The 26,972-nt window shown below is 69.9% G+C and carries 28 protein-coding genes; 18 read left to right on the top strand and 10 right to left on the bottom strand.

Going from position 1 to position 26,972, the window contains the following annotated elements:
- Positions 1 to 90 precede the first annotated feature (90 nt).
- Positions 91 to 996, top strand: a complete 906-nt coding sequence (locus tag LY12_RS11115) for an ABC transporter ATP-binding protein (protein WP_253855707.1) — start codon at positions 91 to 93, stop codon at positions 994 to 996.
- Entirely contained in the window at positions 996 to 2,129 is a 1,134-nt protein-coding gene (locus LY12_RS11110) for an ABC transporter permease (protein WP_253855706.1), read from the top strand. The genes LY12_RS11115 and LY12_RS11110 overlap by 1 nt, the downstream gene beginning before the upstream one ends.
- Positions 2,130 to 2,190: 61 nt before the next feature.
- On the opposite strand, the gene LY12_RS11105 is transcribed toward LY12_RS11110, so the two are convergent.
- Positions 2,191 to 3,594: a cytochrome P450 gene (locus LY12_RS11105; RefSeq protein WP_253855704.1), complete on the bottom strand. Its 1,404-nt coding sequence runs from the start codon at positions 3,592 to 3,594 to the stop codon at positions 2,191 to 2,193.
- Positions 3,595 to 3,824: 230 nt separating this feature from the next.
- Here LY12_RS11105 and LY12_RS11100 point away from each other — a divergent pair, with 230 nt between their 5' ends.
- The 5 genes from LY12_RS11100 to LY12_RS11080 all read left to right on the top strand — a co-directional run bounded on the left by LY12_RS11100 (position 3,825) and on the right by LY12_RS11080 (position 5,779).
- Positions 3,825 to 4,268: a DUF4383 domain-containing protein gene (locus tag LY12_RS11100; protein WP_253855702.1), complete on the top strand. Its 444-nt coding sequence runs from the start codon at positions 3,825 to 3,827 to the stop codon at positions 4,266 to 4,268.
- Positions 4,269 to 4,486: 218 nt separating this feature from the next.
- Positions 4,487 to 4,717 carry a hypothetical protein gene (locus LY12_RS11095; RefSeq protein ID WP_253855700.1) on the top strand — a complete coding sequence of 77 codons (231 nt, stop codon included), beginning with the start codon at positions 4,487 to 4,489 and terminating at the stop codon, positions 4,715 to 4,717.
- 317 nt (positions 4,718 to 5,034) lie between these two features.
- The gene (locus tag LY12_RS11090) at positions 5,035 to 5,415 is read left to right on the top strand and encodes a hypothetical protein (RefSeq protein ID WP_253855698.1); all 381 of its coding nucleotides are present in this window, start codon (positions 5,035 to 5,037) and stop codon (positions 5,413 to 5,415) included.
- A 14-nt stretch (positions 5,416 to 5,429) separates the two neighbouring features.
- Positions 5,430 to 5,573: a hypothetical protein gene (locus LY12_RS11085; protein ID WP_253855696.1), complete on the top strand. Its 144-nt coding sequence runs from the start codon at positions 5,430 to 5,432 to the stop codon at positions 5,571 to 5,573.
- Between the two features lie 23 nt (positions 5,574 to 5,596).
- Entirely contained in the window at positions 5,597 to 5,779 is a 183-nt protein-coding gene (locus LY12_RS11080) for a hypothetical protein (RefSeq protein WP_253855695.1), read from the top strand.
- 36 nt (positions 5,780 to 5,815) lie between these two features.
- Here the strand turns inward: LY12_RS11080 and LY12_RS11075 are convergent, their stop codons facing one another.
- Positions 5,816 to 6,469: a TetR/AcrR family transcriptional regulator gene (locus tag LY12_RS11075; RefSeq protein WP_308292100.1), complete on the bottom strand. Its 654-nt coding sequence runs from the start codon at positions 6,467 to 6,469 to the stop codon at positions 5,816 to 5,818.
- Between the two features lie 87 nt (positions 6,470 to 6,556).
- Here LY12_RS11075 and LY12_RS11070 point away from each other — a divergent pair, with 87 nt between their 5' ends.
- A complete protein-coding gene (locus LY12_RS11070; protein ID WP_372493520.1) occupies positions 6,557 to 8,068 on the top strand; it encodes an MFS transporter in 1,512 nt (503 codons plus the stop codon).
- A 39-nt stretch (positions 8,069 to 8,107) separates the two neighbouring features.
- Here the strand turns inward: LY12_RS11070 and LY12_RS11065 are convergent, their stop codons facing one another.
- A complete protein-coding gene (locus tag LY12_RS11065) occupies positions 8,108 to 8,518 on the bottom strand; it encodes a RidA family protein (protein ID WP_253855693.1) in 411 nt (136 codons plus the stop codon).
- 123 nt (positions 8,519 to 8,641) lie between these two features.
- Here LY12_RS11065 and LY12_RS11060 point away from each other — a divergent pair, with 123 nt between their 5' ends.
- The gene (locus LY12_RS11060) at positions 8,642 to 9,034 is read left to right on the top strand and encodes a winged helix-turn-helix transcriptional regulator (protein WP_253855692.1); all 393 of its coding nucleotides are present in this window, start codon (positions 8,642 to 8,644) and stop codon (positions 9,032 to 9,034) included.
- Between the two features lie 6 nt (positions 9,035 to 9,040).
- On the opposite strand, the gene LY12_RS11055 is transcribed toward LY12_RS11060, so the two are convergent.
- Positions 9,041 to 9,607, bottom strand: coding sequence for a TetR/AcrR family transcriptional regulator (locus LY12_RS11055; protein ID WP_253855691.1), 567 nt, complete (start codon positions 9,605 to 9,607; stop codon positions 9,041 to 9,043).
- Between the two features lie 98 nt (positions 9,608 to 9,705).
- On the opposite strand from LY12_RS11055, the gene LY12_RS11050 reads away from it, so the two are divergent.
- From LY12_RS11050 to LY12_RS11025, 6 genes are all read left to right on the top strand, one after another.
- A complete protein-coding gene (locus LY12_RS11050) occupies positions 9,706 to 10,224 on the top strand; it encodes a hypothetical protein (protein ID WP_253855690.1) in 519 nt (172 codons plus the stop codon).
- A gap of 225 nt (positions 10,225 to 10,449) precedes the next feature.
- Positions 10,450 to 11,475, top strand: a complete 1,026-nt coding sequence (locus LY12_RS11045) for a Gfo/Idh/MocA family protein (RefSeq protein WP_253855689.1) — start codon at positions 10,450 to 10,452, stop codon at positions 11,473 to 11,475.
- Between the two features lie 221 nt (positions 11,476 to 11,696).
- Positions 11,697 to 12,827, top strand: a complete 1,131-nt coding sequence (locus LY12_RS11040) for a TAXI family TRAP transporter solute-binding subunit (protein WP_253855687.1) — start codon at positions 11,697 to 11,699, stop codon at positions 12,825 to 12,827.
- Positions 12,820 to 14,982: a TRAP transporter permease gene (locus LY12_RS11035; protein ID WP_253855685.1), complete on the top strand. Its 2,163-nt coding sequence runs from the start codon at positions 12,820 to 12,822 to the stop codon at positions 14,980 to 14,982. Before LY12_RS11040 ends, LY12_RS11035 begins: the two co-directional genes overlap by 8 nt.
- Positions 14,979 to 15,902, top strand: coding sequence for a CoA transferase subunit A (locus tag LY12_RS11030; RefSeq protein ID WP_308292099.1), 924 nt, complete (start codon positions 14,979 to 14,981; stop codon positions 15,900 to 15,902). The genes LY12_RS11035 and LY12_RS11030 overlap by 4 nt, the downstream gene beginning before the upstream one ends.
- Positions 15,899 to 16,750, top strand: a complete 852-nt coding sequence (locus LY12_RS11025) for a CoA-transferase subunit beta (protein WP_253855683.1) — start codon at positions 15,899 to 15,901, stop codon at positions 16,748 to 16,750. The genes LY12_RS11030 and LY12_RS11025 overlap by 4 nt, the downstream gene beginning before the upstream one ends.
- 32 nt (positions 16,751 to 16,782) lie before the next feature.
- Here LY12_RS11025 and LY12_RS11020 read toward each other — a convergent pair whose 3' ends face one another.
- On the bottom strand, positions 16,783 to 17,691 hold the full coding sequence (locus LY12_RS11020; protein WP_253855681.1) for a LysR family transcriptional regulator: 909 nt from the start codon (positions 17,689 to 17,691) through the stop codon (positions 16,783 to 16,785).
- A 142-nt stretch (positions 17,692 to 17,833) separates the two neighbouring features.
- Between LY12_RS11020 and LY12_RS11015 the strand changes: the two genes are divergently transcribed.
- Both LY12_RS11015 and LY12_RS11010 read left to right on the top strand, forming a co-directional pair.
- Positions 17,834 to 19,042, top strand: a complete 1,209-nt coding sequence (locus LY12_RS11015) for a CaiB/BaiF CoA transferase family protein (protein ID WP_253855679.1) — start codon at positions 17,834 to 17,836, stop codon at positions 19,040 to 19,042.
- 20 nt (positions 19,043 to 19,062) lie between these two features.
- A complete protein-coding gene (locus tag LY12_RS11010) occupies positions 19,063 to 20,262 on the top strand; it encodes an acyl-CoA dehydrogenase family protein (RefSeq protein ID WP_372493495.1) in 1,200 nt (399 codons plus the stop codon).
- Positions 20,263 to 20,265: 3 nt separating this feature from the next.
- Here LY12_RS11010 and LY12_RS11005 read toward each other — a convergent pair whose 3' ends face one another.
- Positions 20,266 to 20,853: a TetR/AcrR family transcriptional regulator gene (locus LY12_RS11005; RefSeq protein ID WP_253855677.1), complete on the bottom strand. Its 588-nt coding sequence runs from the start codon at positions 20,851 to 20,853 to the stop codon at positions 20,266 to 20,268.
- 220 nt (positions 20,854 to 21,073) lie between these two features.
- On the opposite strand from LY12_RS11005, the gene LY12_RS11000 reads away from it, so the two are divergent.
- Entirely contained in the window at positions 21,074 to 23,155 is a 2,082-nt protein-coding gene (locus LY12_RS11000) for a BCCT family transporter (protein ID WP_253855675.1), read from the top strand.
- 76 nt (positions 23,156 to 23,231) lie between these two features.
- Here the strand turns inward: LY12_RS11000 and LY12_RS10995 are convergent, their stop codons facing one another.
- From LY12_RS10995 to LY12_RS10980, 4 genes are all read right to left on the bottom strand, one after another.
- On the bottom strand, positions 23,232 to 23,798 hold the full coding sequence (locus LY12_RS10995) for a TIGR03086 family metal-binding protein (RefSeq protein ID WP_253855673.1): 567 nt from the start codon (positions 23,796 to 23,798) through the stop codon (positions 23,232 to 23,234).
- A 2-nt stretch (positions 23,799 to 23,800) separates the two neighbouring features.
- Positions 23,801 to 24,289 (bottom strand): SRPBCC family protein, encoded by a 489-nt coding sequence (locus tag LY12_RS10990; RefSeq protein WP_253855672.1) that lies wholly within the window; start codon positions 24,287 to 24,289, stop codon positions 23,801 to 23,803.
- The gene (locus tag LY12_RS10985) at positions 24,286 to 24,648 is read right to left on the bottom strand and encodes an ArsR/SmtB family transcription factor (protein ID WP_253855670.1); all 363 of its coding nucleotides are present in this window, start codon (positions 24,646 to 24,648) and stop codon (positions 24,286 to 24,288) included. Before LY12_RS10985 ends, LY12_RS10990 begins: the two co-directional genes overlap by 4 nt.
- A 112-nt stretch (positions 24,649 to 24,760) precedes the next feature.
- Entirely contained in the window at positions 24,761 to 26,935 is a 2,175-nt protein-coding gene (locus tag LY12_RS10980; RefSeq protein WP_253855668.1) for an acyltransferase family protein, read from the bottom strand.
- Between the last annotated feature and the right edge of the window lie 37 nt (positions 26,936 to 26,972).

The following is a 26,972-nucleotide window of genomic DNA, read 5'->3' as shown; positions in this document are numbered from 1 at the left end:
AGCGGTCCGGCGGGATCATCCCCGAGGGTGACGGCCGGGATACATCGCCGGCCTGACGCGCGCGCCGGCGCCGGCTCCTAGGCTGCTCGTATGTTGAAGGTGAATGGCGTCAGCCGGAGCTTCGGCGACCACCGGGTACTCGACTCGGTGTCGTTCGACGTGAAGCCCGGCCGGATGACGGGGTTTCTGGGGGCCAACGGCGCCGGCAAGACCACCACGATGCGGATCATTCTGGGGGTCCTGAAGGCGGACGCGGGCTCGGTGACGTGGAACGGGCAGCCGGTCACCCAGGGGGTGCGCCAGCGGTTCGGGTACATGCCGGAGGAACGCGGCCTGTACCCGAAGATGAAGGTCGCGGATCAGATCCAGTGGTTCGGCAGGCTGCACGGCATGTCGGCGGCAGCGGCGGCGTCGAGCACCGAGCGGCTGCTCGAGGAACTCGACCTGAGCACGCGTGCGAACGACAAGCTCGAGGCACTCTCGCTCGGCAACCAGCAGCGCGCGCAGATCGCGGCGTCGCTGGTGCACGATCCGGAACTGCTGATCCTCGACGAGCCGTTCTCGGGCCTGGACCCGATCGCCGTCGACACGGTGCTGCGGGTGCTGCGACAGCGCGCCGCCGACGGGGCGCCGGTGCTGTTCTCGAGTCACCAGCTCAGCGTGGTCGAGCAGCTGTGCGACGACCTGGTGATCATCTCCACGGGTGAGATCAAGGCCAGTGGCGAGCGGGACGAGCTCAAGCAGCGCTACGGCACGCCGCGGTACGAGCTGGTCGTCGGCTCGGACGCCGGGTGGCTGCGCGATGTTCCCGGCATCAAGGTGACCAGTGTGGACGGTCCGCGGGCGGTGTTCGAACCCGCGTCAACGGACGGTTTCCGCAACGGTGGGGAGGCGCTGGACCAGCGGATCCTGCAGGAGGCGATGCGCCGCGGCGAAGTGCGTGCGTTCACGCCCGTCGTGCCGTCACTCAACGAGATCTTCAAGGAGGCGATCTGATGACCAGCGTCGAGGAGCGGACCTCCGTCGAGTCTCGCAACGACAGTGACGGCGTGTCGTTCATGCAGGCCACGCGGCTCGTGGCGGAACGCGAGATCAAGGCTTTCCTGCAGATGAAGGGATTCTGGATCGGGCTGGCGGCGATCGTCATCGGCCTGTTCGCCGCGTCGATCCTGCCGAACGTGCTCGGCGGCGGGGACACGAAGGTCGCCGTCACCGGTGCCGAGGTGGCGCAGACCCTCGAAGCGGGCCCGTTCGACGTCGAACGCACCGACGACGTCGCCGCCGCCGAGGAGCTCGTCCGCACCGAACAGGTCGAGGCGGCGGTCGTGCCGGACACGACCGGCCAGTCGGCGACGGGGGTCTCGGTCGTCGCGCTCGAGAACCCGCCGAGTGACCTCATGGCGTCGCTGGGCTCGCCGCCGCCGGTGAACCTGCTCGACCCGGGCGAAGTGGGCGAGGGCGAGAAGCAGCTCGTCATCATGGTGTTCGCGCTGGTGTTCATGCTCTTCGCCATGGGAGGCACGGCGATCGCGCAGAGCGCCGTCACCGAGAAGCAGACCCGGGTCGTCGAGATCCTCGTGTCGACACTGCCGGTGAAATCCTTGCTGGCCGGCAAGATCGTGGGCCACACGCTGCTCACCGTCGGCCAGGTCGTCGTGCTGGCCATCGCCGCCCCGATCGCACTGCAGGTCGGCGGCAACGAGGCGCTGCTCGAGGTGATCCTGCCCGCGCTCGGCTGGTACGTGCCGTTCCTCATCCTCGCGTTCCTGCTGCTGGCCTCCATGTGGGCGGTCGCCGGGTCGCTGGTGAGCAGGCAGGAGGATCTGGGCTCGACGATGGGCCTGGTCATGACGCTGGTGTTCGGCCCGTACATGGCCGTCATCTTCCTGGCCGACAACGCGACAGCCATGACCGTGCTCTCGTACGTGCCGTTCTCCGCGGCCATCGCGATGCCGGTGCGCCTGTTCACCGGTGAGGCGCAGCTGTGGGAACCGTTCGTGTCACTGGGCCTGATCGCCGTCATGATCGTCGTGATCACGGCCGTGGCGACCCGTCTCTACACCGGTTCGCTGCTCCAGACCGGCGGTAAGGTCAAGCTCTCGCGCGCCTGGTCGTCGGCCTCGGACTAGGCGATCATCCGGCAGCGGTCCCCGGTCGGCGCATGCCGGCAGGGGACCGCTGCCGTTTCCCTCATGTGGACGGCCGGCTCGAGAACGTCAGCGTGACGTGGTTCAGCGACGCGGGCAGGCGGCCCGGGCCGAGCCGGGTACCACCCGTGCCGGTGAGCCGGACCTCACGACGTCCCAGGATCGCCGCGAGCAGGGTCGCCGTCGTGAACAGCACGACGTCCCTGCCGGGGCAGGCCGCGGGGCCGCTGCTGAACGGAACGAGTGCGGGCTGTGCCCGTGCCCTGCCGTCGAGCCAGATGTCGGGGTCGAACCGGTCGGCGTAGGGCAGCCTGCCGGAATCACGGTGGAACAGTGGTGTGAACGCCAGGAACGTGGTGCCCTCGCCGCCCCACGCGGTATCGGCGCGCGCTTCGCGGAGCAGCGCCGGAGTGGTGGGCCAGAGCCGCAGTGATTCGAGGACGCAGGCGCGCAGGAACGGGAGCTGCCGCACCTCGTCCTCGCCGCGGTGCCCGGCTTCCTCGCGTGCGCGGGCGTGTGCGCCGGGGTGGGTCGCGATCAGTGCCAGCGCGCGGAACGTGGCGATGCCTGCGGCGTCGAAGGCGAACAACCAGTGCGGCACCTGACCCGCCGCGTCGAGTCCCGTGTCGCCCGGCCCGGTGCCAGCCTGCCGCGCGTCCGCGGCGACGGCGTTCAGTGCGGAGACGAGGCTGCCCTGCCGGTCCAGACCGGTCTGCTGCCGGACGAGAGCGAGGAACCGGTCCCGCAGCCGCCGGTTTCTCGGCAGCAGATAGGCCCAGTTGGCGTCCTGTCTCAACCGGCCGAGCAGATCCGTGACCTCCCGGTCGTCGGCGGTGTCGCCACCGAGCGTGACCTGCCGGACGATCCGCCACCAGACGGTGGAGAAGTCCTCCCATCCGATGCCGGACGGCAGGTCGTCCGCACCGGTGCGGATCGGATCCACCCACTCGCTTGCCAGATGGTGCAGTTCCCGTCCCGGTTCGAGTGCGTCCTCGTTGGCGTCGCGGCGCCGCTGCCGCCACGGGCCCTCGGAGACCAGCACCCCGTGTGGCTGGAACCGGCTCAGCGCGGCACGTTTCTCCAGTGTCGCCGGGCTGAACGGAACCGGCGCAGCAGCGAGCATGCGGCCGGCGTCCGCGTGATCGAGGAGCACGGTGACCGAACGGCCCGGCAACCGCAGCCGAACCGGCCTGCCGTGGTGAGTGCGCCGGAGTCTGCGCAGCGTCGCGATGGCGCGGCGGTCGAGGTCGAAACGTTCCGCCAGGTGCATCACCGCGGGGCGGCGCGTGATCGGCCCCGCGGCGATGGTCGGGGCCAGCACCGTCGCGGCGACCCGTGCCGTCTCGGCGACGGACGCGGTGTCGGAGGCCGGATGCGGCTGGTCCCCGCGGAGCGTCCCGCCCGAGGGGGCTGTCGTCGGCGTGGCGGATCGGTCGGAAGTCGTCATGCCACAGTGATTTCCCGATGCGGCGCACGTGAATCGACCTGATCGCGCCGGGCCGGACGCTCCCACGACGGGTGCCGTCACCGGCTGGTGACGGCACTGGCGGTGACTGCTGCAGGGCCGTGACTGCTGCACCGCCGTGTTGCAGGGCGGTGCCGATCACCGGATGTCGTTGCTCACCGGGTGTCGCGAGCGGTGCGTTTGCGTGCGGCGTTGCCGGGAACACGGCGGACATGTCGGACAGGAATGCGTGGCACCAGGGCAGGCCGCACACCGGCCGTTGGGCGCGGACGCTCGTCTGTGTCATCGGTGCGTGTTACCTGATCCTCGGCGTGGCGGGGTGGGTGAGCGGCCCCGGCGGGGTACTGGTCTTCAGTTCTGGGCCACTGCTCGACGTCGTACGCGCAGGGGTCGGGTTGCTGTGCCTGACGGCGTTGCACCCACGTGCCTCGGCCACCGCGCTCGGCTGGTTCCTGTTCGTCGGTTTCACCGCGCTACTGGCCTATGGCATCCCGGCGGCGATCGCGGCGGATCCAGCCGACGTGAAACGGGTCTTCCCGCTCTCGTGGGCCGACAACGTCGCGCACCTGGTGACGGCTTTAGTGGGGTTGTCGATCGGGATGTCGCGGTATCCCGTGCGGGACACCGTCGCGCCCGGCGAGCGCGGGAATGGCTGATTTGCCCGGTTTCTCATGCACTGTCCACAGTGGTGGCGACGGGCGGGAACGGTGTGCGATTCGCAGCAACCCGGGAGTACCGAGATCGGACGGATCGGCCCGTTAGTTCGCGGCTTCGTTGGGAAACCGGCGGGGGCCGGCGAACACGAAACGGAGGGGACGCGGCGGTGACGACACCGCCGGGCCCTCCGGACGAATCGTGAGGAAAAGGAGGACAGATGACGACGCCCGAGAGCGGTCGTGTGACCGGGACGAAGGACAAGAACTACAACGTCATCTGGTACGTCGAGGCGTGCCTGAGCAACGCGCTGCGCCTGGAGACCTACATCGGCGACGCCGAACGGGACGGTGACTCCGAACTGGCCGAGTTCTTCCGCAAGGCACAGGCCGACAGCCGTAAGGGCGCCGAGCAGGGCAAGGAACTGTTGCGGAAGCGACTGTCGTCCTGACGAGCCGCGCTCCGATGCACGCTCGGGCGCACGTTCCGGTGGTGGTCGCGGGTGCCCGAGCGTTCCGGGGCACCCGACCACCACCGGCCGGTTGCGGGCAGGGGCGGCAGCGAAGCCCATGGCACAGCCCGGCCCTATTCACAGCCCAGCCCAGCTAACAGTGAAGCCCATGTCGCGGCGAAGTAGATACCGCGTGAAGCCGGTACGGCGTGAAGCAGCGTGCCCGCCGGGGCGATGGCCCTCGGCCCGTCGCCCGCGTTTATCCGGGCGACGGGCCGGGCAACGCTGGGGTAGTCCGGCGACGAAAGGAGCGCCCGATGCAGCACGGCGAGTTCGAAGCGGTGACACCGCCGCAGGACACCGGAGCGCCGGACAGCGTCGAACAGGATCCGGCCGCACTGGGCGGTGCCGAGGATCTCGACGAGGACCGGTTGCAGCAGGACCCGCTGGAGCGCGGGGTCGAGCCGCCCGAACAGTGGTCGGGTGTCGACCGCTGGGGGACAACGCCGTCCGAGGAGCGCGAGGGTGAACCCCTGGACGAAAGGCTGGCCGAGGAACAGCCCGACACACCGACGCCACCTCCTCCCGAACAGGAACCGGATCTGCCGCGCGGGCTCGACACCGAGCGTGGTGAGGAGGCTGACAAGGCCGGCGGTTCGGTGGCGGACGCGATCCGCACGCCGCGGCCGCCCGAGTGACGCGAGGACGGGCGATGCACAGCAGCGAACCGCGGGACGTGCTGGCCGTGGAGGGCCCGTTCGCGTGCGCGTACTTCGACGCCTCGCACGGTGCGGACGTGCTCGTGGTCGATGGTGTCGAGTTGCCGGCCGGGGTCGGTGCGCTGCCGCGCTACTGAGCCGTTCCGGTGGAGGGATCCGAATGAAACGTGAGAGTGATCAGCACGCACCGAGGGTGGACGACCAGCTCGAACGGGAGCTGGAGGGTGCGCTGCGCGGCAACCGGCCGTCGCGGACGGACGAGCCGAGGGATCCGGAGCCGCCCGCCGACGACGATCCCGACGTCGCGGGATGGTCGCCGCGTACGGAGGACGAACCCGAGTGACCCGGGCGTGTATGCAGGGGGCCGCCCGGCGGTCGTTCAACGCTCATCTGTGCCCTCCCCGTCGAGGTCGCCGCTCGGGAATCCGTGCTCCCGATTCTCCCGAGTCCCGCTGTCCTGGGTGCCGCTGTCCTGGGCGCCGCTGCCGATGACGCGACTGTCGGTGATGCCGAGACGGCGGAACACCTCGGGAAGGTCGTCGAGTACGGGTGTCCGCATGTCCCGGCCCATGAGGGTGGCGCGCAGGTAGAGCCCGTCCCCGATCAGGCCGATCAGCTCGGCGGTCAGCGGGTCGTCGACGTACTCGTGGGCCAGGTCCGTCCACATGCGAAACGACGTGGCGAGGGCTTCGTCGGCCTTCGGTTCGCTGCCGAGTAGGCGGAGCGCCGCCACGGATGTCCGGTGGGCGGGCTTGGCCATGTCGGCGTCGGTCACGGATGTGCTGAGCAGGTACCGGACCATGCCCTCCGGGGCGTTCCTGGCGTGTTCCATGTCGCTGCGGGTGCGGTCGAGTAGCCGGTGGATGAGGCCGTCGAGGAGTGCGTCCTTCGATTTGAAGTGGTAGAGCAGGCCGCCCTTCGACACGTCCGCCCTCGACGCGACGGCGTCGAGCGTGACGGCGGCCAGGCCCTTCTCGATCAGCAGGTCCTCGTAGGCGTCGAGGACCTGTTCGCGTGCGGATGGTCGTCCCATGCCGGGTCACTCTACCGCCTTGACTGAACCGTCTGGACGGTCTACTTTCGAAGTGCTGGCAAACTATACCGGCTGGACGGTTCATAAATCGGAGGAGACGTGGACAGGGCGGGAACGCGCGACTGGGCGGCACTCGGCGTGCTGGTACTCCCGGTGCTGCTCATCAGCGTGGACATGACGGTGCTCGGCTTCGCCCTGCCCTACCTGAGTGAAGACCTCGCTCCGACCGGTGCCGAGCAGCTGTGGATCGTGGACATCTACTCGTTCGTACTCGCCGGTCTGCTGGTGCTGATGGGGTCGGTGGGCGATCGCATCGGCAGGCGCAGGTTGCTGCTGTCGGGCGCGGCGCTGTTCGGGGCTGCGTCGGTGCTCGCTGCGTTCGCGGTGACCCCGACGATGCTGATCGCCGCTCGGGCACTGCTCGGCGTGGGTGGGGCGACGCTGATGCCCTCGACGCTGTCGCTCATCCGCACGATCTTCACCGACCCGGCGCAGCGCAGGCTCGCGATCGCGGTGTGGGGCTCCGGTTTCTCGGGCGGGATGGCGCTGGGCCCGGTGGCGGGTGGCTGGCTGCTCGAACACTTCTGGTGGGGCTCGGTGTTCCTCGTCAACGTGCCGGTGATGGTCGTGTTGCTCGCCGTCGGGCCACTGCTGCTGCCCGAGGCGAAAGACCCCGCGCCGGGCCGGTTCGACCTGTCGTCGGCGGTACTGTCGCTGGCCGCGGCGCTGCCCGTGGTCTACGGCATCAAGGATCTCGCCAAGCACGGACTCGGACCGGCGCCGCTCGTCGCGATCGCACTGGGACTGGCGGTCGGTGCCGTGTTCGTGCACCGGCAGCGGACGCTCACCGACCCGATGATCGACCTGCAGTTACTGGCCAAGCGCGAGTTCAGCGTGTCGATCGGCACCAACATGCTGGGTGTGTTCGCGATGACGGGGCTGCTGTTGCTGGTCCCACAGTATCTCCAGCTCGTGCTGGGGATGCCGCCGTTGACCGCGGCGCTGTGGATGCTGCCGATGACGGTGGCGGGTGTCGCCGGCTCGCTGCTGGTGACACGGTTGGCCCGGCACGTCCCGGTGCCGCAGCTGATCGGCGCGGGGCTGGTGCTCGCCGCGGTGGGGTTCGCGGCCGTGGCCGTGCTGGGCGCAGGTGCGGGCCCCTGGCTGATCGTGTCGGCGCTCGTGCTCGTCGGATTCGGCGTGCCGCTGTCGGAGGTGCTGACGAACGACCTCATCGTGTCGACGGCTCCGCCGGAGCGGGCAGGCTCGGCGGCGGCGATCTCCGAGACCGGCTTCGAACTGGGCGGCGCGCTGGGGACCGCGGTGCTCGGCAGTGTGGCCATGTCGATCTACCACTCCGGAGTGCCCGCGGATGCGCCGCACGCGGCCCGCGAGACGCTCGGCGGTGCCGTCGCGGCGGCGCGTCACCTGCCGCAGGGCCAGGCCGAGGCGCTGCTCGACACGGCGAGGGAAGCGTTCGTCACGGGCATGCGGATCAGCGCCGTGGCCGGCACCGTGCTGCTGGTGCTGACCGCGGCGCAGGCCGTCGTCCTGCTGCGCCGCCCACGTACGGACGCCGCCGTCCCGGTTCGAGCCTGACGGCAAGGAGATGCCCCGCCGCAGGCGCCCTCCTCGCGGTCAGTCGAGCACGGCGTAGGCCTCGACCTCGACGAGCACGTCGGGTTCGAACAGATACGCCACGTCGATGACCGACAGCGGCGGCAGCGGTGTGGGAATGCCGAGTTCCTCGGCCGCCTTCTCGATCCCGGTGAGGAACGGTTCCATCATTTCCGGATGCCATCCGGTGGTGAAGAAGCGCAGCCGGACGACGTCGGAGAAGCTCGCACCGGCGCCTGCGAGACCGCGCGCCGTGTTGCGGAGCGCCTGCGCGACCTGTTCGGTCAGGTCGCCGGTCGCGACGGGGTTGCCTGCGCCGTCGCGGGCGATCTGCCCGGCGACGTGGACGTGCCGGCTTCCGGTCGCGACGGCCACGTGGTGGTACGGGACGGGTTGGAACATGCCGTCGGGGCTGAAGGTCTGCACGGTCATGCGGAACGCCTCTCACGGTGTGCGCCCCGTGGCCCGCGAACGGATGTGCTGCGCCGGCTGTTGCGGGGAAAGTATCCGATGAATACCTTGTATCCGAAAGGAACTTCAACGAGACCAGGTGTCATGACGGAAACCACCGATCCGGGGCGTCTCGGCCCGGAGCACCGCGAACTGCTGGGTCAGGTGCTGGACAAGTGGTCGCTGGAGGTGCTCGACCGGCTGTGTGAGCGGCCGCGGCGGTTCAACGAGCTGCGGCGCGCGATTCCCGCGGTGACTCAGAAGTCGCTGACGGCGACCCTGCGGCGACTGGAGCGCAACGGGATGGTGGAGCGCGAGATCGTGAGTACCCGGCCGGTCGGCGTCGAGTACCGGATGACGCCGCTCGGCAAGACGCTCCAGGGCCTGATCGACGCGTTGCTGGAGTGGAGCGCCACGCGGCTTCCCGAGGTGAACCGGGCGCGCGACCGCTTCGACGACGCCGAACGGGAAGCCGAACAGGGATCGGTCTCGCGGTAGGCCGGGTCAGCGCAGGACGGTCGCCGCGAGGTCCCTGAGGATCTCGTCGATCTCCGGTGCCAGGTCCGCCGTCTCCGAGGTGAGCAGCCACAGCGCGCCACCGTCGACGCCGAGCAGCAGCAATCGGGCGTGCCTGCCGGGGTCGCCGTCGCGGAGCGCGCCCTCCGCGGCGAGGACGTCGAGCCACGCGGTGACCCGTTCGTGTGCACGTCGCACCGCGGACGCCCACAACGCGCGGCGGTCGGGCGTCGAATCCGGTCCGGCCACCGCCGCGACGGTGGCCGCCCACTGTTCGAGGCCGTCGGCCGGTGTCACGAACTGCCGCAGGCATTCGACCAGCCTGTCCACGGCCGGGATGCGTGTGTCGCGGATACGCAGGTCGCCGAGTCTGCTGTCGAACACCGCGTCGGTCACGACGTCGTACAGGTCGCGCTGGGTGGGAAAATAGTAGCGCAACGTGCTCGCGCCGACCCCGGCACGAGCGGCCACCGCGCGCACGCTCAACGCGGCCATGCCTTGCTCGACGGCGATCTCCCGGGCTGCGGTCACGATGCCCTGCCGGTGGCCCCCCATGGCTCTCCTCTCGTCGTGATGGTTCCGCCGTTTCCGGCGTTGGGCCCGTGTTGTCGTCCCGGCGATACTAGTACAGTGTACTAATCACTGCGCAGGCGATGTCCGTGCGCATTTTCTGGGGACGAAAGGAATCAGGGGAGAACATGATCAGCAGCGTGCAGGAATGGGCTCTTTCCCTGCCGTGGTTCCTTCACTGGGTGGGAATTCTGGTACTGGGGGCTATCCCGTTCGTCGAGTCTTACCTCGGGTCGGTCATCGGCGTGTTGTCGGGTCTGTCGCCGTTCGTGGCGATCCCGGTGGCGATCGGCGGCAATGTCGTCTCGATGCTCGCGTTCGTGTTCGGGGCGCACGCGGTGCGCGGACGTGTCATTGCGGGCCGTGAGGAGGTCCCGCTGACGCCCCGGAAGCAGAAGCTCAAGGAGCGGTTCGACCGGTACGGTGTGGCGGGGGTGAGTCTGCTCGGTCAGATGGTCCTGCCCAGTCAGATCACGTCCGCGCTCATCGTGTCGTTCGGCGCCTCGCGGAACCGGGTGATCCTGTGGCAGGTCATCTCGATCATCCTCTGGGGTGTGGTGTGCGGCATCCTCGCCGTGTACGGCGTCAATGTCTTCGCCTGAACGCGGTTCCGCCCGAGCGTGTGCCGGTCTCCACGGCGGCGGGTACGGCCGGTCGCACCGCCCGTCGTGTGCCGTGGCGGTGGCGCGGATCCGCGGCGGTGCGGGCGTACCATCGGCGCCCGCACCGCCGGCGGCGATGAACCGCATCCCGCCCGCACGAGAACAGCAACACCGGAAGACAGCAACACCGGGAACAGCAACACCGGGAACAGCAAAGGTGGGGACATGACCGTACGGACGGCCGTCATCGGTTTCGGATTGGCTGGCCGCGTGTTTCACGCGCCGTTTCTGCAGTATGACGATGCGTTCTCGTTGGATTTCGTCGTGACGGGTAGCGAGGAGCGGGCGCGGGAGGCGCGGGAGTCGTATCCGGGGGTGTCGGTGTTGCCGGATGTGGCCGCGTTGTGGGAGCGGTCGTCCGATGTGGATCTGGTGGTGATCGGGACGCCACCGGCCACGCATGCGGACATCGCGGCGGCGGCGCTGGATGCGGGTTTGCATGTGGTGGTGGACAAGCCGTTCGTGACGACGAGCGAGCAGGGCCGGGCGTTGATCGACCGCGCGCGCCGGGCGGGGCGTGTCCTGACGGTGTATCAGAACCGCCGGTGGGACGGGGATTTCCTGACGCTGCGGGAGTTGGTCCAGTCCGGTGCGTTGGGTGAGGTGTACTCGTTCGAGTCGCGGTTCGAGTGGTGGCGGCCCGGGGGCGGGCGTGGTTGGAAGGCGAGTGCGGGGGTCGCCGAGGGTGGCGGGATTCTGTTCGATCTGGGGACTCATCTGATCGATCAGGCGGTGCAGTTGTTCGGGCCGGTCGAGGATCTGTGGGCGGATGTGATCACGCGCGGGTCCGACAAGGCCGATGACGATTCGATGGTGGTGCTGCGGCATGCGAGTGGGACGCGGTCGCGGTTGGTGATGTCCGGGTTCGCGGCGTTGCCTGCGCCGCGGTTCCATGTGGCGGGTTCGCGTGGCGGGTTCACTATCTGGGGGTTGGATCCGCAGGAGGACGCGTTGCGTGGGGGTGCCAGGCCTGGTGATGCCGGGTTGGGTGTGCGCGGTGAGGCACAGTGGGCCACGGTCGGTACGCGGGACGAGCAGCGGCGGGTGGAACCGCGCCGCGGGGATTACGGCGGCTTCTACCGCAAGCTCGCGGAGGCCCTCGCCGGCACCGGAGACGTTCCGGTTGACCCGAACGACGCGGTCGAAGTCCTCGAACTCGTCGAACGCGCCCACAGCTTCGCCGCTCGCTGAAACCGCGCCGCTCGCTGAAGCCGCGGGTCGCCGCCGTGACCGCGGTCGGCAGCCAGTCTGTCGACCGCGGTCACGGGACTGATTACAGCCACCGTCGGCAAAATCGGCGACCGTGACGACACCATGTGAGTATCAATCGGCTCGACAAGAAGTATTGGCGTCGAGCCTGTGCTGTCCATCACCGTTGCGGGTGGCGCTTCTCCCAACGACGGGACGAATGGATGGACACACGACGTCACACGCCGGCCGCGCTCGTGGCCGCTGCCCTGCTCCTCCTCTCCGGCTGCGGAGGAGGTGAGGATCCGGCCCGCAGTGAGACCCCGCTCGACGTGGTGGCACTGTCCACCTACGGCACGGGCACGGCGACGTTCGCCGACGTGGCCGCCGTCGCCGATGCCGTGACCGCGGAGCAGGGGACCCGGTTCCGGATCATCACCTCCGGTACGGCGATCGGGCGGATGCTCCCGCTCAAGGACGGCCAGACACAGTTCGCCCGCACCGGCGACGAGTACATCTTCGGTTTCCGCGCCGAGCACGAGTTCGCCGACGAGGACTGGGGGCCACAGCCGACGCGAGTGGTCTGGGGCCCGACCGCGCCGCACAGCTGGATGGCACGGGACGGCTCCGGCATCCGCGGGGCCGCCGACCTCGAAGGCAAGCGGGTCCCGCGGATCACGGCCAACCCCTCGGTCAACCAGAAGACCGAGGCGATGCTCGCCAGTGCCGGGCTCAGCTGGGCGGACGTCCGTCCCGTCGACATCGGCTACGGCGAGCAGCCGGACGCGCTCAAGGCGGGCAAGCTCGACGTGCTGTTCCAGCAGGTGTACGGCTCCTCGCTCGCGGAACTCGAATCGACCACGCCGGTGCACTGGTTGGAGTTCGACGCCGGCGATCCGCGCACGCGGCGGGCGATCGAGGAGAACGTGCCGTCGGTGGAGCTGCGTTCGTTCAGCGGTGCGCCGGGTCAGGAGGAAGGCGGCTCGGACACCGGCTTCTGGTACGCCGTTCCGATCATCACCTACGCAGGTACCTCCGACGTGGTCGCCTCCCAGCTGGCCAAGTCCATTGTAGACAGCTACGACACGTACCGGGACGCGACCTCGACCACGGATCTGTGGTCGACCGACCACGCGATGATCGCGCCGGTGGAGGTGCCGTTCCACCCCGGCCTCATCGAGGTCCTGAAGCAGGAGGGCGTGTGGACCGACGAGGCCCAGCACCGGCAGGAGGAACTGCTGGCACAGGAGAAACAGCTGCGCCGCGGCTGGCAGCAGGTGAAGGGTTCGGAGAATCTTCGCCGGGACTGGGCGGCCTGGAAGAAGCAGCACATCGAGGAGGCCGGCGATGAATGACGTGATCGACGACCGTTCGGCCGGCGGCCACGGCGACGGCCACGGCGACAGTCACGGCGACGGCGACCCCGCAGGCGAGCGGCACGCCGCCGCACCGGCTGCGGAGCCGGCGCGGCTCACGGCCGGGCAGCGGTTCTGGGCGACCGTGGCCGTGACGCTGACGGTCGCCGGAGTGCTGGTGGTGCTGAACCAGGTCTTCTTCTGGAACCCAGGCGGTTTCACGCTGCTGCTGAACGCGTTCCTGTACGTCGTGCTGGCGTGCTTCCTGTCGCAGGTCTTCATCCTCGTCAGGGCGCGTAAGTCCGCCGAGCGGTCCCGCTTCGCGGTGCCCTGGTACGACGCCGTCCTCGCCGTCGGCTGTGTCGCGACCAACCTGTACTTCGCGAGCCACGCCGAGCAGATCTCGCTCGAGGGCTGGGACTACGCCGCACCGCCGCTCGCGGTCGTTGCGTCGTTCGTGCTGTGGCTGCTGGTGCTGGAGGCGCTGCGGCGCACGGCCGGACTCGTCGTCACGATCATCGCGGGTGCGTTCTCGCTGTACCCGTTGATCGCGGAGCAGATGCCCATCGGGTTCCTGCAGGGCGTGCCGTTCCCCATCGAGCGCGCGGCGACGGTCCACGCGCTCGGACCGGACTCGATCCTCGGACTGCCGTTGCAGACCGCGGGTGCGATCCTGATCGGTTTCCTGGTGTTCGGGGTCGTGCTGCAGCGCACCGGCGGCGCCGAGTTCTTCATCGACCTCGCGCGCAGCGTCTTCGGCCACGCCCGCGGTGGTTCGGCCAAGGTCGCGGTGACGAGCTCCGCGTCCATGGGCATGATGAGCGGCTCCGCGGTGTCCAATGTGCTCACCACCGGCCCGATGACGATTCCGGCGATGAAGCGTGCCGGCTATCCCGGCACGTACGCGGCCGGTATCGAGGCCACGGCAGCCACCGGTGGGTCGATCACCCCGCCGATCATGGGCACGGCGGCGTTCCTGATGGTCTCGTTCCTCGGCATTCCGTACTCCGAGGTGGCACTCGCGGCGGCAGCGCCCGCGCTGCTGTACTACGTCGGCGTCTTCACCCAGGTCGACGCCTACGCCGCCCGCACCGGGATGCGCGGCGAACCGCGGTCACACCTGCCGAAGGCCCTGGCGACACTGCGGACGGGTTGGCCGTATCTGCTGGCCCTCGGCGCGCTCATCCTGCTGCTGGTCTGGCAGCGTGACGAGGCGCAGGCGCCGTTCATGGCGGCGGCGCTGCTGCTGGCGATCGCGGTGCTACGGCCGCGGAACCGGCTCGGGGCCCGTGGCCTGCTCGCCGTGGTCGTCGACTCGGGCCGGTCGATCGCCGAGATCGTCGGCATCATCGCGGGCGTCGGGCTGATCGTCGGTGCGCTGTCGATGTCCGGGGCTTCGCTGTCACTGGCCCGCGAACTCGTCGCGGCCGTCGGCGACAACGTGCTGCTGATCCTCATCGCCGGCGCGATCACCTGCTTCGTGCTGGGCATGGGGATGACGGTGTCGGCGGTGTACGTCTTCCTCGCGATCGTGATGGCGCCCGCACTCGTCGAACTGGGCGTCGACCCGGTCGCCGCGCACCTGTTCGTCATCTACTGGGCGGCCGCCTCGTACATCACGCCACCGGTCGCGCTGGCCGCGTTCGCGGCGGCCGGCATCGCCCGCACCTCGCCGATGGCCACGGCCGTCACGGCGATGCGGCTGGGCGCGGCCAAGTACATCGTGCCGTTCTGTTTCGCGCTCAACCCCGCCCTGGTCGCCCAGGACGACGTCGGCTCCGTGCTGCAGGCCGTCGGCTTGGCGATCGTCGGTGTGTTCGCGATGGGTGCCGCGTTCGAGGGCTACGCACCGCTGGTGGAGGTGCGGATGCCGGGGTGGGCGCGCGCGGTTGCGCTCGTCGCGGGTGTCGCGCTGCTGCTGCCGGAGACGGTCTCGTCGGTGACGGGCCTGGTCGTGGTGGTCGTGCTGCTGGCCGCACTTCGGGCGTTCGGTCACTACGGGGCTCCGCCGGAGGTTCGCGGTGGCAGCGACGTCGGCCACGACGGGTCGGTATCGGATGGAGCGGTATCGGATGGGGCCGTGTCGGATGGTGGGCCGCCGGACCGGGCCGGATCGGGTGAGCGGCGGGAGAACGATCCGGAGGTCCGCACGTGACCGGGTCGAAGGTGACGACGCTGGCCGAGGCTGTCGCCGCACACGTGCGGGACGGGATGACCGTGGCACTGGAGGGATTCGGCCATCTGATCCCGTTCGCGGCGGGGCACGAGATCATCCGGCAGCGCAGGCGTGACCTGACGATGTGCCGGATGACGCCGGACATCCTCACCGATCAGCTCCTGGTCGCCGGCTGCGTGAGCAGGCTCGTGGCGTCGTTCTTCGCCAGCGGTTCGGCCGGGTCGCTGTACGAGATCCGGCGGCGGGTCGAACAGCACGATCCGGCGCCGCTGGAGACGGAGGAGTACTCGCACTACGGGATGTACTGCCGCTACGAGGCGGGTGCGAAGCGACTGCCGTTCCAGCCGCTGCTGTCCTATGTGGGCAGTGATCTTCCTGCGCTGAACCCTCGTATCCGTTCGGTGGAGAGTCCGTACGGCGAAGGCAGGGTGTACGTCGTACCGCCGCTCAATCCCGACGTGACGATCGTGCACGCCCAGCGGGCCGACGCGAACGGCAACACGCAGCTGTGGGGGATCACCGGGGCGCAAGCCCCCGCCGCGTACGCCGCCTCGGCCGTGATCGTGACGGTCGAGGAGGTCGTCGCGCCGGAGACGGTCCGCGCCGACCCCAACCGCACGCTGATCCCCGCACACGCAGTGGACGCGGTCGTCGAGGTGCCCGGCGGCGCGCACCCGTCGTACGCACAGGGCTGTTACGACCGGGACAGCGCCTTCTACCGGGAGTGGACCCCGATCAGCAGGGACAGGGAGAGGGCGCTCGCGTGGATCGACGAGTGGATCCACGGCACCGCCGACCACGCGGGCTATCTCGCCAAGCTCGGCGAGCAGCGCTGGGACGGGCTCCGGGTCGCTCCGGCCCCGTCGGGTTCGGTCTCGTACGGACGGAGGCAGGGATGACGGCCGACTCCTCGGCCCGGGTCGGTGGCTCGTCCACCGCGGACGCGGCGATCACGGAAGGGGTCACTGTGGACGTATCCGAGGTGCCGCCGCACAGCGCCGAGTTCCTCGCCACGGTCGCCGCGCGCGAACTCGCAGGGCGCCATCGGGTCTTCGCCGGGGTGGGGCTGCCGACCCTGGCCGTGGACCTGGCCAAACGCACTGTCAACCCGGGCGTCGAACTCGTCTACGAGTCCGGTGTCGTCGGTGCGCATCCGGAGGCGATGGCCGAGGGGATCGCGGACTCGGTTCTGGTGTCGGGGTCCGAGGCGATGTTGAGCATGGACGCGCTGTTCGGCTACGTGCTGCAGGGCGGTTACGTCGACGTCGGGTTCCTCGGCGCCGCGCAGGTCGACCGGATCGGCAACATCAACACCTCTGTGATCGGCGACTGGCGGCGGCCGGAGGTGCGACTGCCCGGATCGGGCGGCGCGAGCGACATCATCGCCTCCGCCCGCGAGATCGTGGTCGTGCTGCGCCGCCACGACCCGGCTGCGCTGCCGGAGGAGGTGGACTTCTGCACCTCGCCGAGCCCCGTCAGGGCGCGGCGGCAGGACGGGTTCCATCAACCGCAGGGTGCCGGGGTCACCACCGTGATCACCCCGCTCGGGGTGCTGCGCAGGCCCGACCGTGACGGCGAGCTGGAGCTCGCGGCGGTGCACCCCGGCGTCACGGTGGCCGAGGTGACCGGGAACACCGGCTGGGACCTGCGCGTGCGCGGCGACGTGGCGGAGACGCCGCGGCCCCGCACCGAGGACGTCCGCCTGCTGCGGGAGGAGATCGACACGGTGCGGCTGTATCTGCGGTGACGGTGAATCTGCGGTGACGGCTCCGCGGCCGGTCACAGCCCGCCGTAGCCGTCGGGTGTGGGCAACGCGCGTTCGGACAGTTCGAGTACCCGGTCGACGGCGGGCGTGGTCTCGGTGCGCCAGATCAGGCGGGCGAGCGCTTCCTCCCTGCCCCCTTCGAGCGGGATGACCGACAGGCCGGTGGTGATGACGTTCCGGAACGCCGTGTCCACGGTCATCGTCAGCCCGACCCCTGCGGCCACGAGTGCCATGAGCGTCCAGGTGTCGGGCCCGTGCTGGGCGATACGCGGTGTGAATCCGGTCTGTTCGGCCTTGCGGATCGCGGTGTCACGCAACGACGAGCCGCTCGCGGCTTCGAGGAACACCCACGGCTCGTCGACGAGTTCGTCCATGCCGACCGAGTCACGTCCCGCGAGCGGGTGCGATTCGGGGACGACGATGACGTAGTGGTCGACGCGGACGACGCGGGAGCGCATGCCGGACGGCGTGGCGTCCCAGCGCACGATCGCCATGTCGAGGGTGCCGTCGGCGAGCTGGCCGATCGCGTCGGAGCCGTAGGTCGTGCTGCTCAACGCCAGTTCGATGCCCGGCTGCTCCTGGCGGACGCGCTGGGCGAGGGCGCTGATCAGCGGGTGTGACGACGGGCCGGCGAAGCCGATCGAGACCTTGCCGACGGCGCCCTCGCCCGCGTGGGCGACCGCCCGTTCGGCGGCATCGAAGGCGTTCACGATGTCGTACGCGGCGGGCACGAGCGCCTCGCCCTGCGCGGTCAGGCTGACGCGGCGGGTGGTGCGGTCGAACAGTGGCGAGCCGAGGTGGCGTTCGAGTTGCTGAATGGTGCGGCTCAGTGGCGGCTGGGCGATGTGCAGTCGTGCGGCGGCCCTGCCGAAGTGCAGTTCCTCGGCGACGGCGAGGAAGGCCTTGACGTGGTGGAGGTCCATCCGGCGTCTCCTGGCTCGGGCGTGCTGCCGGTCACCGGCGACCGGCAGCGGGCGGGAACGCGGGAAATTGATGCGCGTGTTCGATGGATACCATACCGATTACGCCATTGCCGGGTATCGGACCTGTTGGCAGGATCAGGGCATGGTCGACACCGACGCCGACTCGGCTCCGACGCTCCCGCTGGCCGGCATCCGCGTGGTCGCGCTGGAGCAGGCCGTCGCGGCGCCGCTGGCCACCCGGCACCTCGCCGACCTGGGCGCCGAGGTGATCAAGGTCGAGCGGGTGGGCGAGGGTGACTTCGCCAGGGCCTACGACGACGCGGTCGGCGGCGTCGCCTCGCACTTCGTGTGGCTGGGCCGCGGGAAGAAGTCGCTCGCGCTGGACGTCAAGTCGGAGCGGGGCGGCAGGTTGCTGGGGGATCTGCTGGCCACGGCCGACGTCTTCGTGCAGAACCTGGCGCCCGGTGCCGCCGCCCGTCTCGGCCTCGACTCCGCCGCGCTGCGCGACCGGAATCCGCGGCTGGTGACCGCCGACCTGAGCGGTTACGGCGACGGTGGTCCGCAGGCGGGCCGCAAGGCCTACGACATGCTCGTGCAGGCCGAAAGCGGACTCGTGTCGATCACCGGGACGCCCGAGCAGGCCACCAAGACCGGCATCCCCACGTCCGACATCGCCGCGGGCATGTACGTGCTCACGTCGGTGCTCGGCGCGTTGTTCCGGCGCGAACGCACGGGCGAGGGCGCGAGCGTGGACGTGTCGATGTTCGACGCCACCGCAGAATGGCTGGGACACCCCATGTACGTGGCGATGTACGCGGGCAGGCAGCTGCCACGGCTCGGACTGAGCCACGCCGCGATCGCGCCGTACGACGCCTACCCGACCCGGGACGGTCAGGTGCTGATCGGCGTGCAGAACGACCGCGGGTGGGAGGCGCTGTGCCGCGAGGTGCTGTCCGACTCGGACCTCGCCGCAGATCCACGGTTCGCGACGAACGTGCTGCGGGTGGAGCATCGCGGCGCGTGTGACGCGGAGGTCGGAGTGCGCACCGCGAGGTTCGACACGGCCACCCTCGAGGCGCGCCTCGTCGAGGCCGGCGTGGCCGCCGCCCAGGTCAACGACATGGCGGGCCTCATCGCCCATCCACAGCTGTCCGAACGCGACCGGTGGCGCGAGGTGCACACCGAGAACGGTCCCGTGCGGGCACTGCTGCCACCGATGACCTACCGCGACGTCGAACTCGTCATGGGAGACGTGCCCGCGCTCGGTGCGCACACCGACGAGACGCTCACCGCCCTCGGCGTGGCGGCCGGGGAACTCGAGAACCTGCGCGCCGACGGCGTGATCCAGTGACGGACAGGAGGGCCACCACCATGACCACGACGCCCGATCCGATGTCGAAGCGCGGTCTCGAACAGGTCGGCGACGACGACTTCGCCGCGATCCTCGCCGCGGCCCGCGACTTCGTGCGCAGCCGGGTGGTCCCGCGGGAGAACGAGATCATGGAGGCCGACGCGATCCCGGACGACCTGCGCGCCCAGGTCGCGGACATGGGGCTCTTCGGCTACGCGATCCCGCAGGAATGGGGCGGACTCGGGCTGAACCTGACGCAGGACGTGGAACTGGCCATGGAGTTGGGCTACACGTCGCTCGCGCTGCGGTCGCTGTTCGGGACGAACAACGGCATCGCGGGCCAGGTGCTCGTCAACTACGGCACGGAGACGCAGAAGGCCGCGTGGCTGGAGCGGATCGCCTCTGGTGATGTCGTGGCCTCGTTCGCGCTGACCGAACCGGATGCCGGGTCGAGCCCGGCGGGCCTGCGCACGAAGGCCGAGGCGGACGGCGACGACTGGGTGATCAGCGGCGGCAAGCGGTTCATCACGAACGCGCCGATCGCCGACCTGTTCGTGACGTTCGCGCGCACCCGCGAAGCGGCGGGCAAGGACCCCGGGATCGCGGTGTTCCTGATCCCGGCCGGCGCGCCCGGTGTCCACGTGGGGCCGAAGGACCGCAAGATGGGGCAGGAGGGTGCCTGGACGGCCGATGTGACGTTCGACGGCGTGCGCGTGCCTGCCGATGCGCTGGTCGGCGGTTCCGAGGAGGTCGGGTACAAGGCCGCGATGATGTCCCTGGCCAGGGGCCGGGTCCACATCGCGGCGCTCGCGGTCGGTGCGGCCCGGCGGGCGCTGGACGAGTCCGTGGCCTATGCGGCGGGTGCCACCCAGGCCGGCACGCCGATCGGCGAGTTCCAGTTGGTGCAGGCGATGTTGGCCGACATGCAGACCGGCGTGATGTCCGGCGAGGCGCTCGTGCGGGAAGCGGCGCGGAAGTACCACACCGGAGAGGATCGCAGGATCGCGCCGTCGGTGGCGAAGCTCCACTGCACGGAGATGGTCGGCAGGGTCGCGGATCTCGCCGTACAGGTGCACGGCGGCACGGGGTACATGCGCGAGGTGCCGGTCGAACGGATCTACCGCGAGGTGCGGCTGCTGCGCCTGTACGAGGGCACCAGCGAGATCCAGCGGCTGATCATCGGTGGCGGTCTGGTCAAGGCGGCGCAGCGCGGCCGGTGAGGCTCACCGCCGGAGCAGTCCTTCTGCGATCTCGCGGCCCTCGGCGAGCAGGCCCGCGCCGTAGATGCGGTGGTGGGCGAACGCGCCCTCCAGCAGCAGGAACAGGTGATCCGCGAGACTGCCGGGGTCGGGCGTGTCCGGCAGGTCCTCGGCGATGAGCTCGGCGAGCCGTGTCCGCACCAGGTGCTTGTGCCTGCGGATCACCGAATAGGCGGGGTGTTCCTCGGCGAGTTCGGCGGCCGCGTTGAGGTAGGCGCAGCCGCGTGTGATGGTCTTGGCGTCCTCGGCGTAGACGTCGAAGAACGCCAGCGCACGGGGCTTCTCCGCGGCTGCGATGGCCGCTTCGAGGACGGGCCACCACGTGTCGTGCCGATGCCGGAGGTAGGCCGCGACCAGGCCGTCCTTGTTGCCGAAGTTCTTGTACAGGATCGGCTTTGTGACTTTCGACTCGGCCGCGATGGTGTCGACGCCGACCGGATGGATGCCCTGTTCGTAGAACAGCTCGGAAGCGACCTCGAGAATCTTGCGCGCGCCCGGCGTGAGGTCATCGAGATCGATGCGCTGGTCGTCCACTCCCACTTCTCGGCCCACTCCTTGACTTTACAAACCTGTATACATAGCCTGGCCGTCGCCTGGTTACCGATCTGTATACCGGGTTGGCGGGAATTGTGACACCCCGCCTGGTCGGAGGAGGCGCCGAGGACGCCCGCGCCGCATGTCGAGTTCGCGGGCCGGGACCGCCGGTGCAGGGACGAGGGCAGTCCGGTGGCGAATCCGGCCCATCGAGACATGGTCGAACAGGAGAGTTTTCGTGGCTTCTCAGGAAGAGGCGAGTGTGGAGGCGGCGCAGGTGCCGCCGAAGGCACGGTTGTCCAAGCCGGTGTTCGTGCCGGCGGTCATCGTGATCGTCGCCGCGCTGGGCTTCGCGACGTGGTACGGCGCGCGCTACGGCGACGGCGCCGCGGACGCGTTCACCGAGTTGCGCAACGTCATCGGCACCAACATCGGCTGGTGGTACATCATCGTCGTCACCGCGATGCTGGCGTTCTGCCTGTGGGCTGCGCTGTCCAAAGTGGGCAATATCCGCCTCGGCAGGGACGACGAGCGGCCGGAGTTCTCGCTGTATTCCTGGTTCGCGATGCTGTTCTCCGCGGGCATGGGTATCGGCCTGGTCTTCTCCGGTGTGTCGGAGCCGCTGAACCACATGTTCAGCCCACCGGAGGTGGCCGGCGTCGAGGCCGGTAGCGCCGAGGCCGGGCGCGCCGCGATCGGCCAGTCGATGTTCCACTGGGGACTGCACGCCTGGGGCATCTACGCGATCGTCGGGCTCGGCCTGGCGTACATGACGTTCCGCCGCGGCCGGCCGCTGTCGATCCGCTGGCTGCTGGAACCGATCTTCGGCCGCAAGCTCATCGAATCGTGGGTCGGCCACGTGATCGACGTCGTCGCCATCGTCGGCACCGTCTTCGGTGTCGCCACCTCGCTCGGCATGGGTGTACTGCAGATCCAGGCAGGACTGTCGTACCAGGGTTGGTTCGAGCCCTCGGACACGCTGCTGGTGATCCTCGTGCTCGGCATCACCGCGCTCGGCACGATCTCGGTCGTCACGGGCCTCCACAAGGGCCTGCGGTGGTTGTCGAACGCGAACATGGCGCTCGCCACGGTGCTGGCCGTCGTGGTGCTGCTGCTCGGGCCGACGGTGTTCCTGCTGCGTTCGGTGGTGCAGAACTTCGGCGAGTACCTGCAGACCATTCCGCAGTTGGCGTTCGTCACCGGTGCCGGCGCAGGCGACACGTGGACGCTGGACTGGACCCTGTTCAACCAGGCCTGGTTCCTCGCGTGGGCGCCGTTCGTGGGCATGTTCATCGCGCGCATCTCGCGTGGCCGCACCATCCGCGAGTTCATCCTCGGCGCGCTGCTGGCGCCGACCCTGGTGTCGCTGGTGTGGTTCACGATCTTCGGCAGCACGGGCGTGATGAGTCAGCTCACCGACGGCAACCTCGTCGGCAACGACGGCGCGGTCGACCAGGACACCGCGCTGTTCCTGCTCTTCGGCGAACTTCCCGTCACCGAGGGCATCGTCACGGTGCTGTCGGTCATCGCGATCGTGGTGATCACGCTGTTCTTCGTCACCAGCGCCGACTCGTGCTCGCTGGTGGTCGACGTGCTGTCGCACAACGGACGGAGCGAGACGCCGTGGATCACCCGCGTGTTCTGGGCGGTGCTCGTCGGTGTGGCCGGTGCGCTGCTGCTCCTCGCGGGCGGTGAGGCGGCGTTGACGGTGCTGCAGGTCAGTTCGCTGGCCGGTGCCGCTCCACTGTCGATCGTCTACGTGCTCGCGATGGTCGCGCTGTGGCGGATGTTCCGCCTCGAGGTCGCCACCATGCCGCGGTACGTTCGCATCCGGTCGCAGGCCACGCCCTCGGCGTTGGTCTCCGCGGCCCGCGAGAACTCCGACACCGACCGCGAGGCCGAACGGAATCTGCGTGAACTGCTCCGCTCCCGCAACAACCACGGCAACGGCAACGGTCGCGTCGCCTTGAAACGTGCCTCGGCAACCCTGCGCGGCCTGGACATCACCGCAACGGCCTCGCCGGCCCGCACCTTGCAGCCCGACAGCACGATTCTCGCGGTTCAGGAGGTGCCCGCGCACGCGACGACCGTCGACCCGGAGACCGGCGCGATCGGACTCGACGACGACGGGGTGCACACCGACCCGACCGCGGGCGAGGTGTTCAACACGCCGGAGTTCACCGACTCCGCGGTGGGAGCCGAGCACCACTCGCAGGAGCTGCTCGAACGCTACGTCGACGGACAGGACGGCGACCGGCCCGAGAGCCAGAACGGTGACCGGTCCGACAACCAGGGCAGCGACCGGGTGACCACGCACTGACCCGGACCCGGGTGCCGGCCGGCACCGGCCGGCACCCGGGCAGCGGTGTCAGGGCAGCGGTGAGACGTTGTCGGTGTCAGGGGCGCCAGGCCGGGTCGCGGCCGAGGAACCCCATCAGCCGATCCTGGGCAGGCGCGTCGTCGGGTACGGGGACGGCCGGGCCGAACTGGCCGCTGTCCCGCAGGATCCCTTCGATGGCCCGCATGCCCTCCAACGCCGAGGCGCACCGCTGCTGGCCGAGGTCGGGCTCGTGGCCGAGCGCCTTGGCCAGATCCCAGGAGTGCATCCAGACGTCCGCGGTGTAGAACTCGTCGATCGCCTCGGCCACGGGTTTGTCACCGATGTGCGGATTGCTGAGCACTCGCCCGGCGGGCGCGTCGAGGATCGCCTGGATGTCGGTGACGTGCTGCTTCCAGGCGGCGGCGGGGTCGGCCGCCACGTCCAGGTCCGGCAACGTGATCCCGGCGCCGGCGAGGAACCCGCGTGACCACTGGACGAGGTGCTCGACGATGTCGAGCGCCGTCCACTCCGCGACCGGCGTCGGCCGAGCCCAGTCGCCGGGTGCGGCGGAGGCGACCAGGGCGCTGAAGCGGGCGGCATCGTCGGCGTGCCGCCGGGCGGCGCCGTCGAGTGCGGTAGCCATCGTCAACCGGCCTTCGCCAGCAGCTCGTCCAGTTTCTCGTAGCCTTCGCGGACACCGACGTCCATGCCGCTGGCGAGGATGCCGTCGCGGGATTCGAAGTCCGCGACGAGGCTCAGTACCCGCAGACGCGTGCGCCCGCCGTCGAGCCGTTCGAAGGTCAGCGTCTCGAGCGCGACGCCGTCGGGCACGCCCTCGTAGGTGAACGTCCACACGACCCGTTCGTCCGGCCGGACCTCGTGGAAGCTGCCGTAGAACGCGGCGATCTCCTCGCCGTCCCGGTCGTTGGCGAACGCCCACTCGCCGCCGGTGCGGGCGTCCCATTTGATGATCCTCGTCGTCAGCGAGTGCGGCCCGACCCAACGGCGGTACAGCTCGGGGTCGACGTGGGCGCGGAACACGCGCTCCGGTTCTGCGTCGAACTCGCGGACGATCTCGATCGTCGGGACGCGGTCGTCGGCCTTGATCTCGGTCTCGTGCGTCGTGGTGGTCATGATGCCTCCGTCTCGGTGTGCTGTTCGTGGTCGCCGCTCGTCTCGGCCAGCAGTGCGTCGAGTCGGCGGTACCGCTCCTCGGCTTGCCTGCGGTAGCGCTCGATCCATTTCGACATCAGGTCGAACACGTCCGCGTCCAGGTGGACCGGGCGGCGCTGAGCCTCCCTGCTGCGGGTTACCAGTCCGGCGTCACCCAGCACCTTCACGTGCTTGGAGACGGCCTGGAGGCTCATGTCGTAGTGCTCGGCGAGCTCGCCCACGGTTGCGTCGTCGCAGGCCAGTCGGGCGACCAGGTCGCGGCGGGTCGGGTCTGCCAGTGCGGCGAAGGCCCGGTTGAGCCGTTCCGTACGTTCGTCCACCGTTCTCGTCCTCAACTTGTTGGTTGAATAAAAGTTAGGACGCGTGCGCCGGCTTGTCAACCTTGCGGTTGAATAGTGTGGTCGGTGCGGACGGGCGGTCAGCTCGGGGTGGTCAGCTCAGGGCGTTCAGCGAGGCGAGCTGCTCGTCGAGCCACGGCGCGAGCGTGCGCGCGTACGTCGCGGTCAGGTGGGTCGTCACGCCGTAGACGACGACGTCGCCGATGACGGCCGGGCACGTGCCGTCGCGGCAGAACGCCGGTGTCGGGTCGAGGAGCCGCGCACCGTCGACGCGGTTCGCGGCGTGGTCGGCCACGTGCGGGTAGGCGAACGCGGTGTCCTGCGGAATGGCACACTCGGCCAGTTGCTGAGGGGCGCGGGAGACGCAGCTGGGCACGTCCTTGTCCGGGTGCGGATTGTCCTTGATCGTGACGACCCGCGCGCCCGTGCCGCGTAGTTCGGTCAGCGTGTCGGCGTAGCCGTCGCGGAGCGCCTCGGCACTGCCGGCCGCATCGAGCCGGCGTTCGCCGTCCACCACCGTGTACGTGTCGCGGCCGCCGGTGAGGACCAGGTCGGGCTGCTCCTTCTTGATGCGGTCCAGCATGTCCGCACGCCACGTGTCGCATTCGGAGTAGTAGCGCCGCAGCGCGTCGTTGTGCAGGCCGACCTGCGGCGGTGGGCAGCCGGACTTGGTCAGCGAGACCAGCCGCCAGCCCCGGTCCTTCGCGAGGCGTTCGAGCGCGGGGAAGTACTGCATCGCGTGGGAGTCGCCGAACAGCACGACGGTGCGGTCGGACTCCGGGTCGCCGTAGACGCACGCGGGCGAGGTGGTCTCGGGCCGGTCGGCGTGACAGCCGTCGTTGTAGTTGCGGGGCCAGTCCTGGCGCGCCAGCCGCGGCTCCGGGCGCACCGCGTCGACGGAGCGCTGCACGGCGTCGCCCTGGCCGAGTGCGGGGGCTCCGGTCGCCTCGCCGGGGGCCTTGGTCGGCAGCGACGGAATGGTCAGCGACAGCACGAGTCCGGGGATGACGGCGATCGTGGTGCACGCCGCACCGAGCGTCAGGGCGCGCCGTGGCCGCTGGAAGACGGGCGATCGGCGGAAGGGTTGCTCCACGAGGTGGTAGGTCGCCGTCGCGAGCACGTAGGCGCCCGCGACGGCCGCGAGCCCCTCGGCCGCCGACAACTCGCCGACAGCCGACGCCGCGAACACGAGTGCCGGCCAGTGCCAGAGATACCAGGAGTACGAGATCCGTCCGAGGTGGCGCATGACCGGAGTGCCGAGGAGCTGTTGCGGCCGGGCCGACGGCAGCGCTGTGCCCGCGGCGATGACCGCCGCCGTGCCCAGGGCGGGCAGCAGTGCCCACGGCGCGGGGAAGAGTGTCGCCTCGTCGAACGTCACGGCCGACCAGCCGATCGCGGCGAGCCCCGCCCACGCCAGGACCGTCGCCGCCTTCGATGCGAGCCGCGGGACGCCGACGAGGGCGACCGCGCCGCCGACGGCGAACTCCCAGCCGCGGCCGACCGTGTCGAAGTAGGCGGTGTCGGCGGCGTGGAGCGTGCCGAACACCGAATACGCCAGTGACGCCGTTCCCACGCCCGCGACGACCGCGAGCAGGGTTCGCCGGGGACTTCCCGTGCCGGTGAATCGCCGCACCAGCCACACCGCTCCGAGTAACAGGACCGGCCATACGACGTAGAACTGTTCCTCGACGGCCAGCGACCAGAAGTGCTGCACGGGGCTGGCCTGCAGTCCGGACGCGAAGTAGTCGACCGCCTGGCCCGACAGCCACCAGTTGATCGCGTAGAGCGCGGAGGCGACGAGGTCGACGGCCACCGAATCACGGTCGACGGGGGAGAACAGCAGCCAGGACAGGAGCGCCACGGCCGCGAGGACGACGGCGACGGCCGGCAGTAGTCGTCGCGCGCGCCGGGCATAGAAGCGGCTTATCGACAGTGATCCGGTGCGTTCGATCTCGTCGAGAATGAGCCGGGTCATGAGGAAACCGGACAGTACGAAGAACACGTCCACGCCGACGTAGCCGCCGGTGACGGGCAGTCCGGCGTGGTAGAGCAGCACGGCGAGGATCGCGACCGCGCGCAGGCCTTCGATGTCGGGCCGGAACCGGTGCGCCGCGTCGGTGCCCGGTGCGGGCGCGTTCGGTTCGCCGGTACCGGAGACACCCGAGGTCGTTGTCAGCGGCGAGTCCGACCTCGATGGCGAGTCCCGGCGGTTCGACGGCGATTTTCCGTGGCGCGACGGTGAATGCCCTGGCCGCGGCAGCGAACGCACAGTGGTGCAACCTCTCGATCGGCGTGCTCGGCCCGCG

This window comes from Prauserella alba (assembly GCF_024171735.1).
Lineage (GTDB): Bacteria > Actinomycetota > Actinomycetes > Mycobacteriales > Pseudonocardiaceae > Prauserella > Prauserella alba.
Note: the sequence above shows the minus strand (reverse complement) of the source record. Positions and strands in the feature narration are given on the sequence as shown.

What these genes read in the sequence shown, in the direction of transcription:
- LY12_RS11115 (WP_253855707.1), top strand. Translation starts at nt 91, where the DNA reads ATGTTGAAGGTGAATGGCGTCAGCCGGAGCTTCGGCGACCACCGGGTA.
- LY12_RS11110 (WP_253855706.1), top strand. Translation starts at nt 996, where the DNA reads ATGACCAGCGTCGAGGAGCGGACCTCCGTCGAGTCTCGCAACGACAGT.
- LY12_RS11105 (WP_253855704.1), bottom strand. Translation starts at nt 3,594, where the DNA reads ATGACGACTTCCGACCGATCCGCCACGCCGACGACAGCCCCCTCGGGC.
- LY12_RS11100 (WP_253855702.1), top strand. Translation starts at nt 3,825, where the DNA reads ATGTCGGACAGGAATGCGTGGCACCAGGGCAGGCCGCACACCGGCCGT.
- LY12_RS11095 (WP_253855700.1), top strand. Translation starts at nt 4,487, where the DNA reads ATGACGACGCCCGAGAGCGGTCGTGTGACCGGGACGAAGGACAAGAAC.
- LY12_RS11090 (WP_253855698.1), top strand. Translation starts at nt 5,035, where the DNA reads ATGCAGCACGGCGAGTTCGAAGCGGTGACACCGCCGCAGGACACCGGA.
- LY12_RS11085 (WP_253855696.1), top strand. Translation starts at nt 5,430, where the DNA reads ATGCACAGCAGCGAACCGCGGGACGTGCTGGCCGTGGAGGGCCCGTTC.
- LY12_RS11080 (WP_253855695.1), top strand. Translation starts at nt 5,597, where the DNA reads ATGAAACGTGAGAGTGATCAGCACGCACCGAGGGTGGACGACCAGCTC.
- LY12_RS11075 (WP_308292100.1), bottom strand. Translation starts at nt 6,469, where the DNA reads ATGGGACGACCATCCGCACGCGAACAGGTCCTCGACGCCTACGAGGAC.
- LY12_RS11065 (WP_253855693.1), bottom strand. Translation starts at nt 8,518, where the DNA reads ATGACCGTGCAGACCTTCAGCCCCGACGGCATGTTCCAACCCGTCCCG.
- LY12_RS11060 (WP_253855692.1), top strand. Translation starts at nt 8,642, where the DNA reads ATGACGGAAACCACCGATCCGGGGCGTCTCGGCCCGGAGCACCGCGAA.
- LY12_RS11055 (WP_253855691.1), bottom strand. Translation starts at nt 9,607, where the DNA reads ATGGGGGGCCACCGGCAGGGCATCGTGACCGCAGCCCGGGAGATCGCC.
- LY12_RS11050 (WP_253855690.1), top strand. Translation starts at nt 9,706, where the DNA reads ATGTCCGTGCGCATTTTCTGGGGACGAAAGGAATCAGGGGAGAACATG.
- LY12_RS11045 (WP_253855689.1), top strand. Translation starts at nt 10,450, where the DNA reads ATGACCGTACGGACGGCCGTCATCGGTTTCGGATTGGCTGGCCGCGTG.
- LY12_RS11040 (WP_253855687.1), top strand. Translation starts at nt 11,697, where the DNA reads ATGGACACACGACGTCACACGCCGGCCGCGCTCGTGGCCGCTGCCCTG.
- LY12_RS11035 (WP_253855685.1), top strand. Translation starts at nt 12,820, where the DNA reads ATGAATGACGTGATCGACGACCGTTCGGCCGGCGGCCACGGCGACGGC.
- LY12_RS11025 (WP_253855683.1), top strand. Translation starts at nt 15,899, where the DNA reads ATGACGGCCGACTCCTCGGCCCGGGTCGGTGGCTCGTCCACCGCGGAC.
- LY12_RS11020 (WP_253855681.1), bottom strand. Translation starts at nt 17,691, where the DNA reads ATGGACCTCCACCACGTCAAGGCCTTCCTCGCCGTCGCCGAGGAACTG.
- LY12_RS11015 (WP_253855679.1), top strand. Translation starts at nt 17,834, where the DNA reads ATGGTCGACACCGACGCCGACTCGGCTCCGACGCTCCCGCTGGCCGGC.
- LY12_RS11010 (WP_372493495.1), top strand. Translation starts at nt 19,063, where the DNA reads ATGACCACGACGCCCGATCCGATGTCGAAGCGCGGTCTCGAACAGGTC.
- LY12_RS10995 (WP_253855673.1), bottom strand. Translation starts at nt 23,798, where the DNA reads ATGGCTACCGCACTCGACGGCGCCGCCCGGCGGCACGCCGACGATGCC.
- LY12_RS10990 (WP_253855672.1), bottom strand. Translation starts at nt 24,289, where the DNA reads ATGACCACCACGACGCACGAGACCGAGATCAAGGCCGACGACCGCGTC.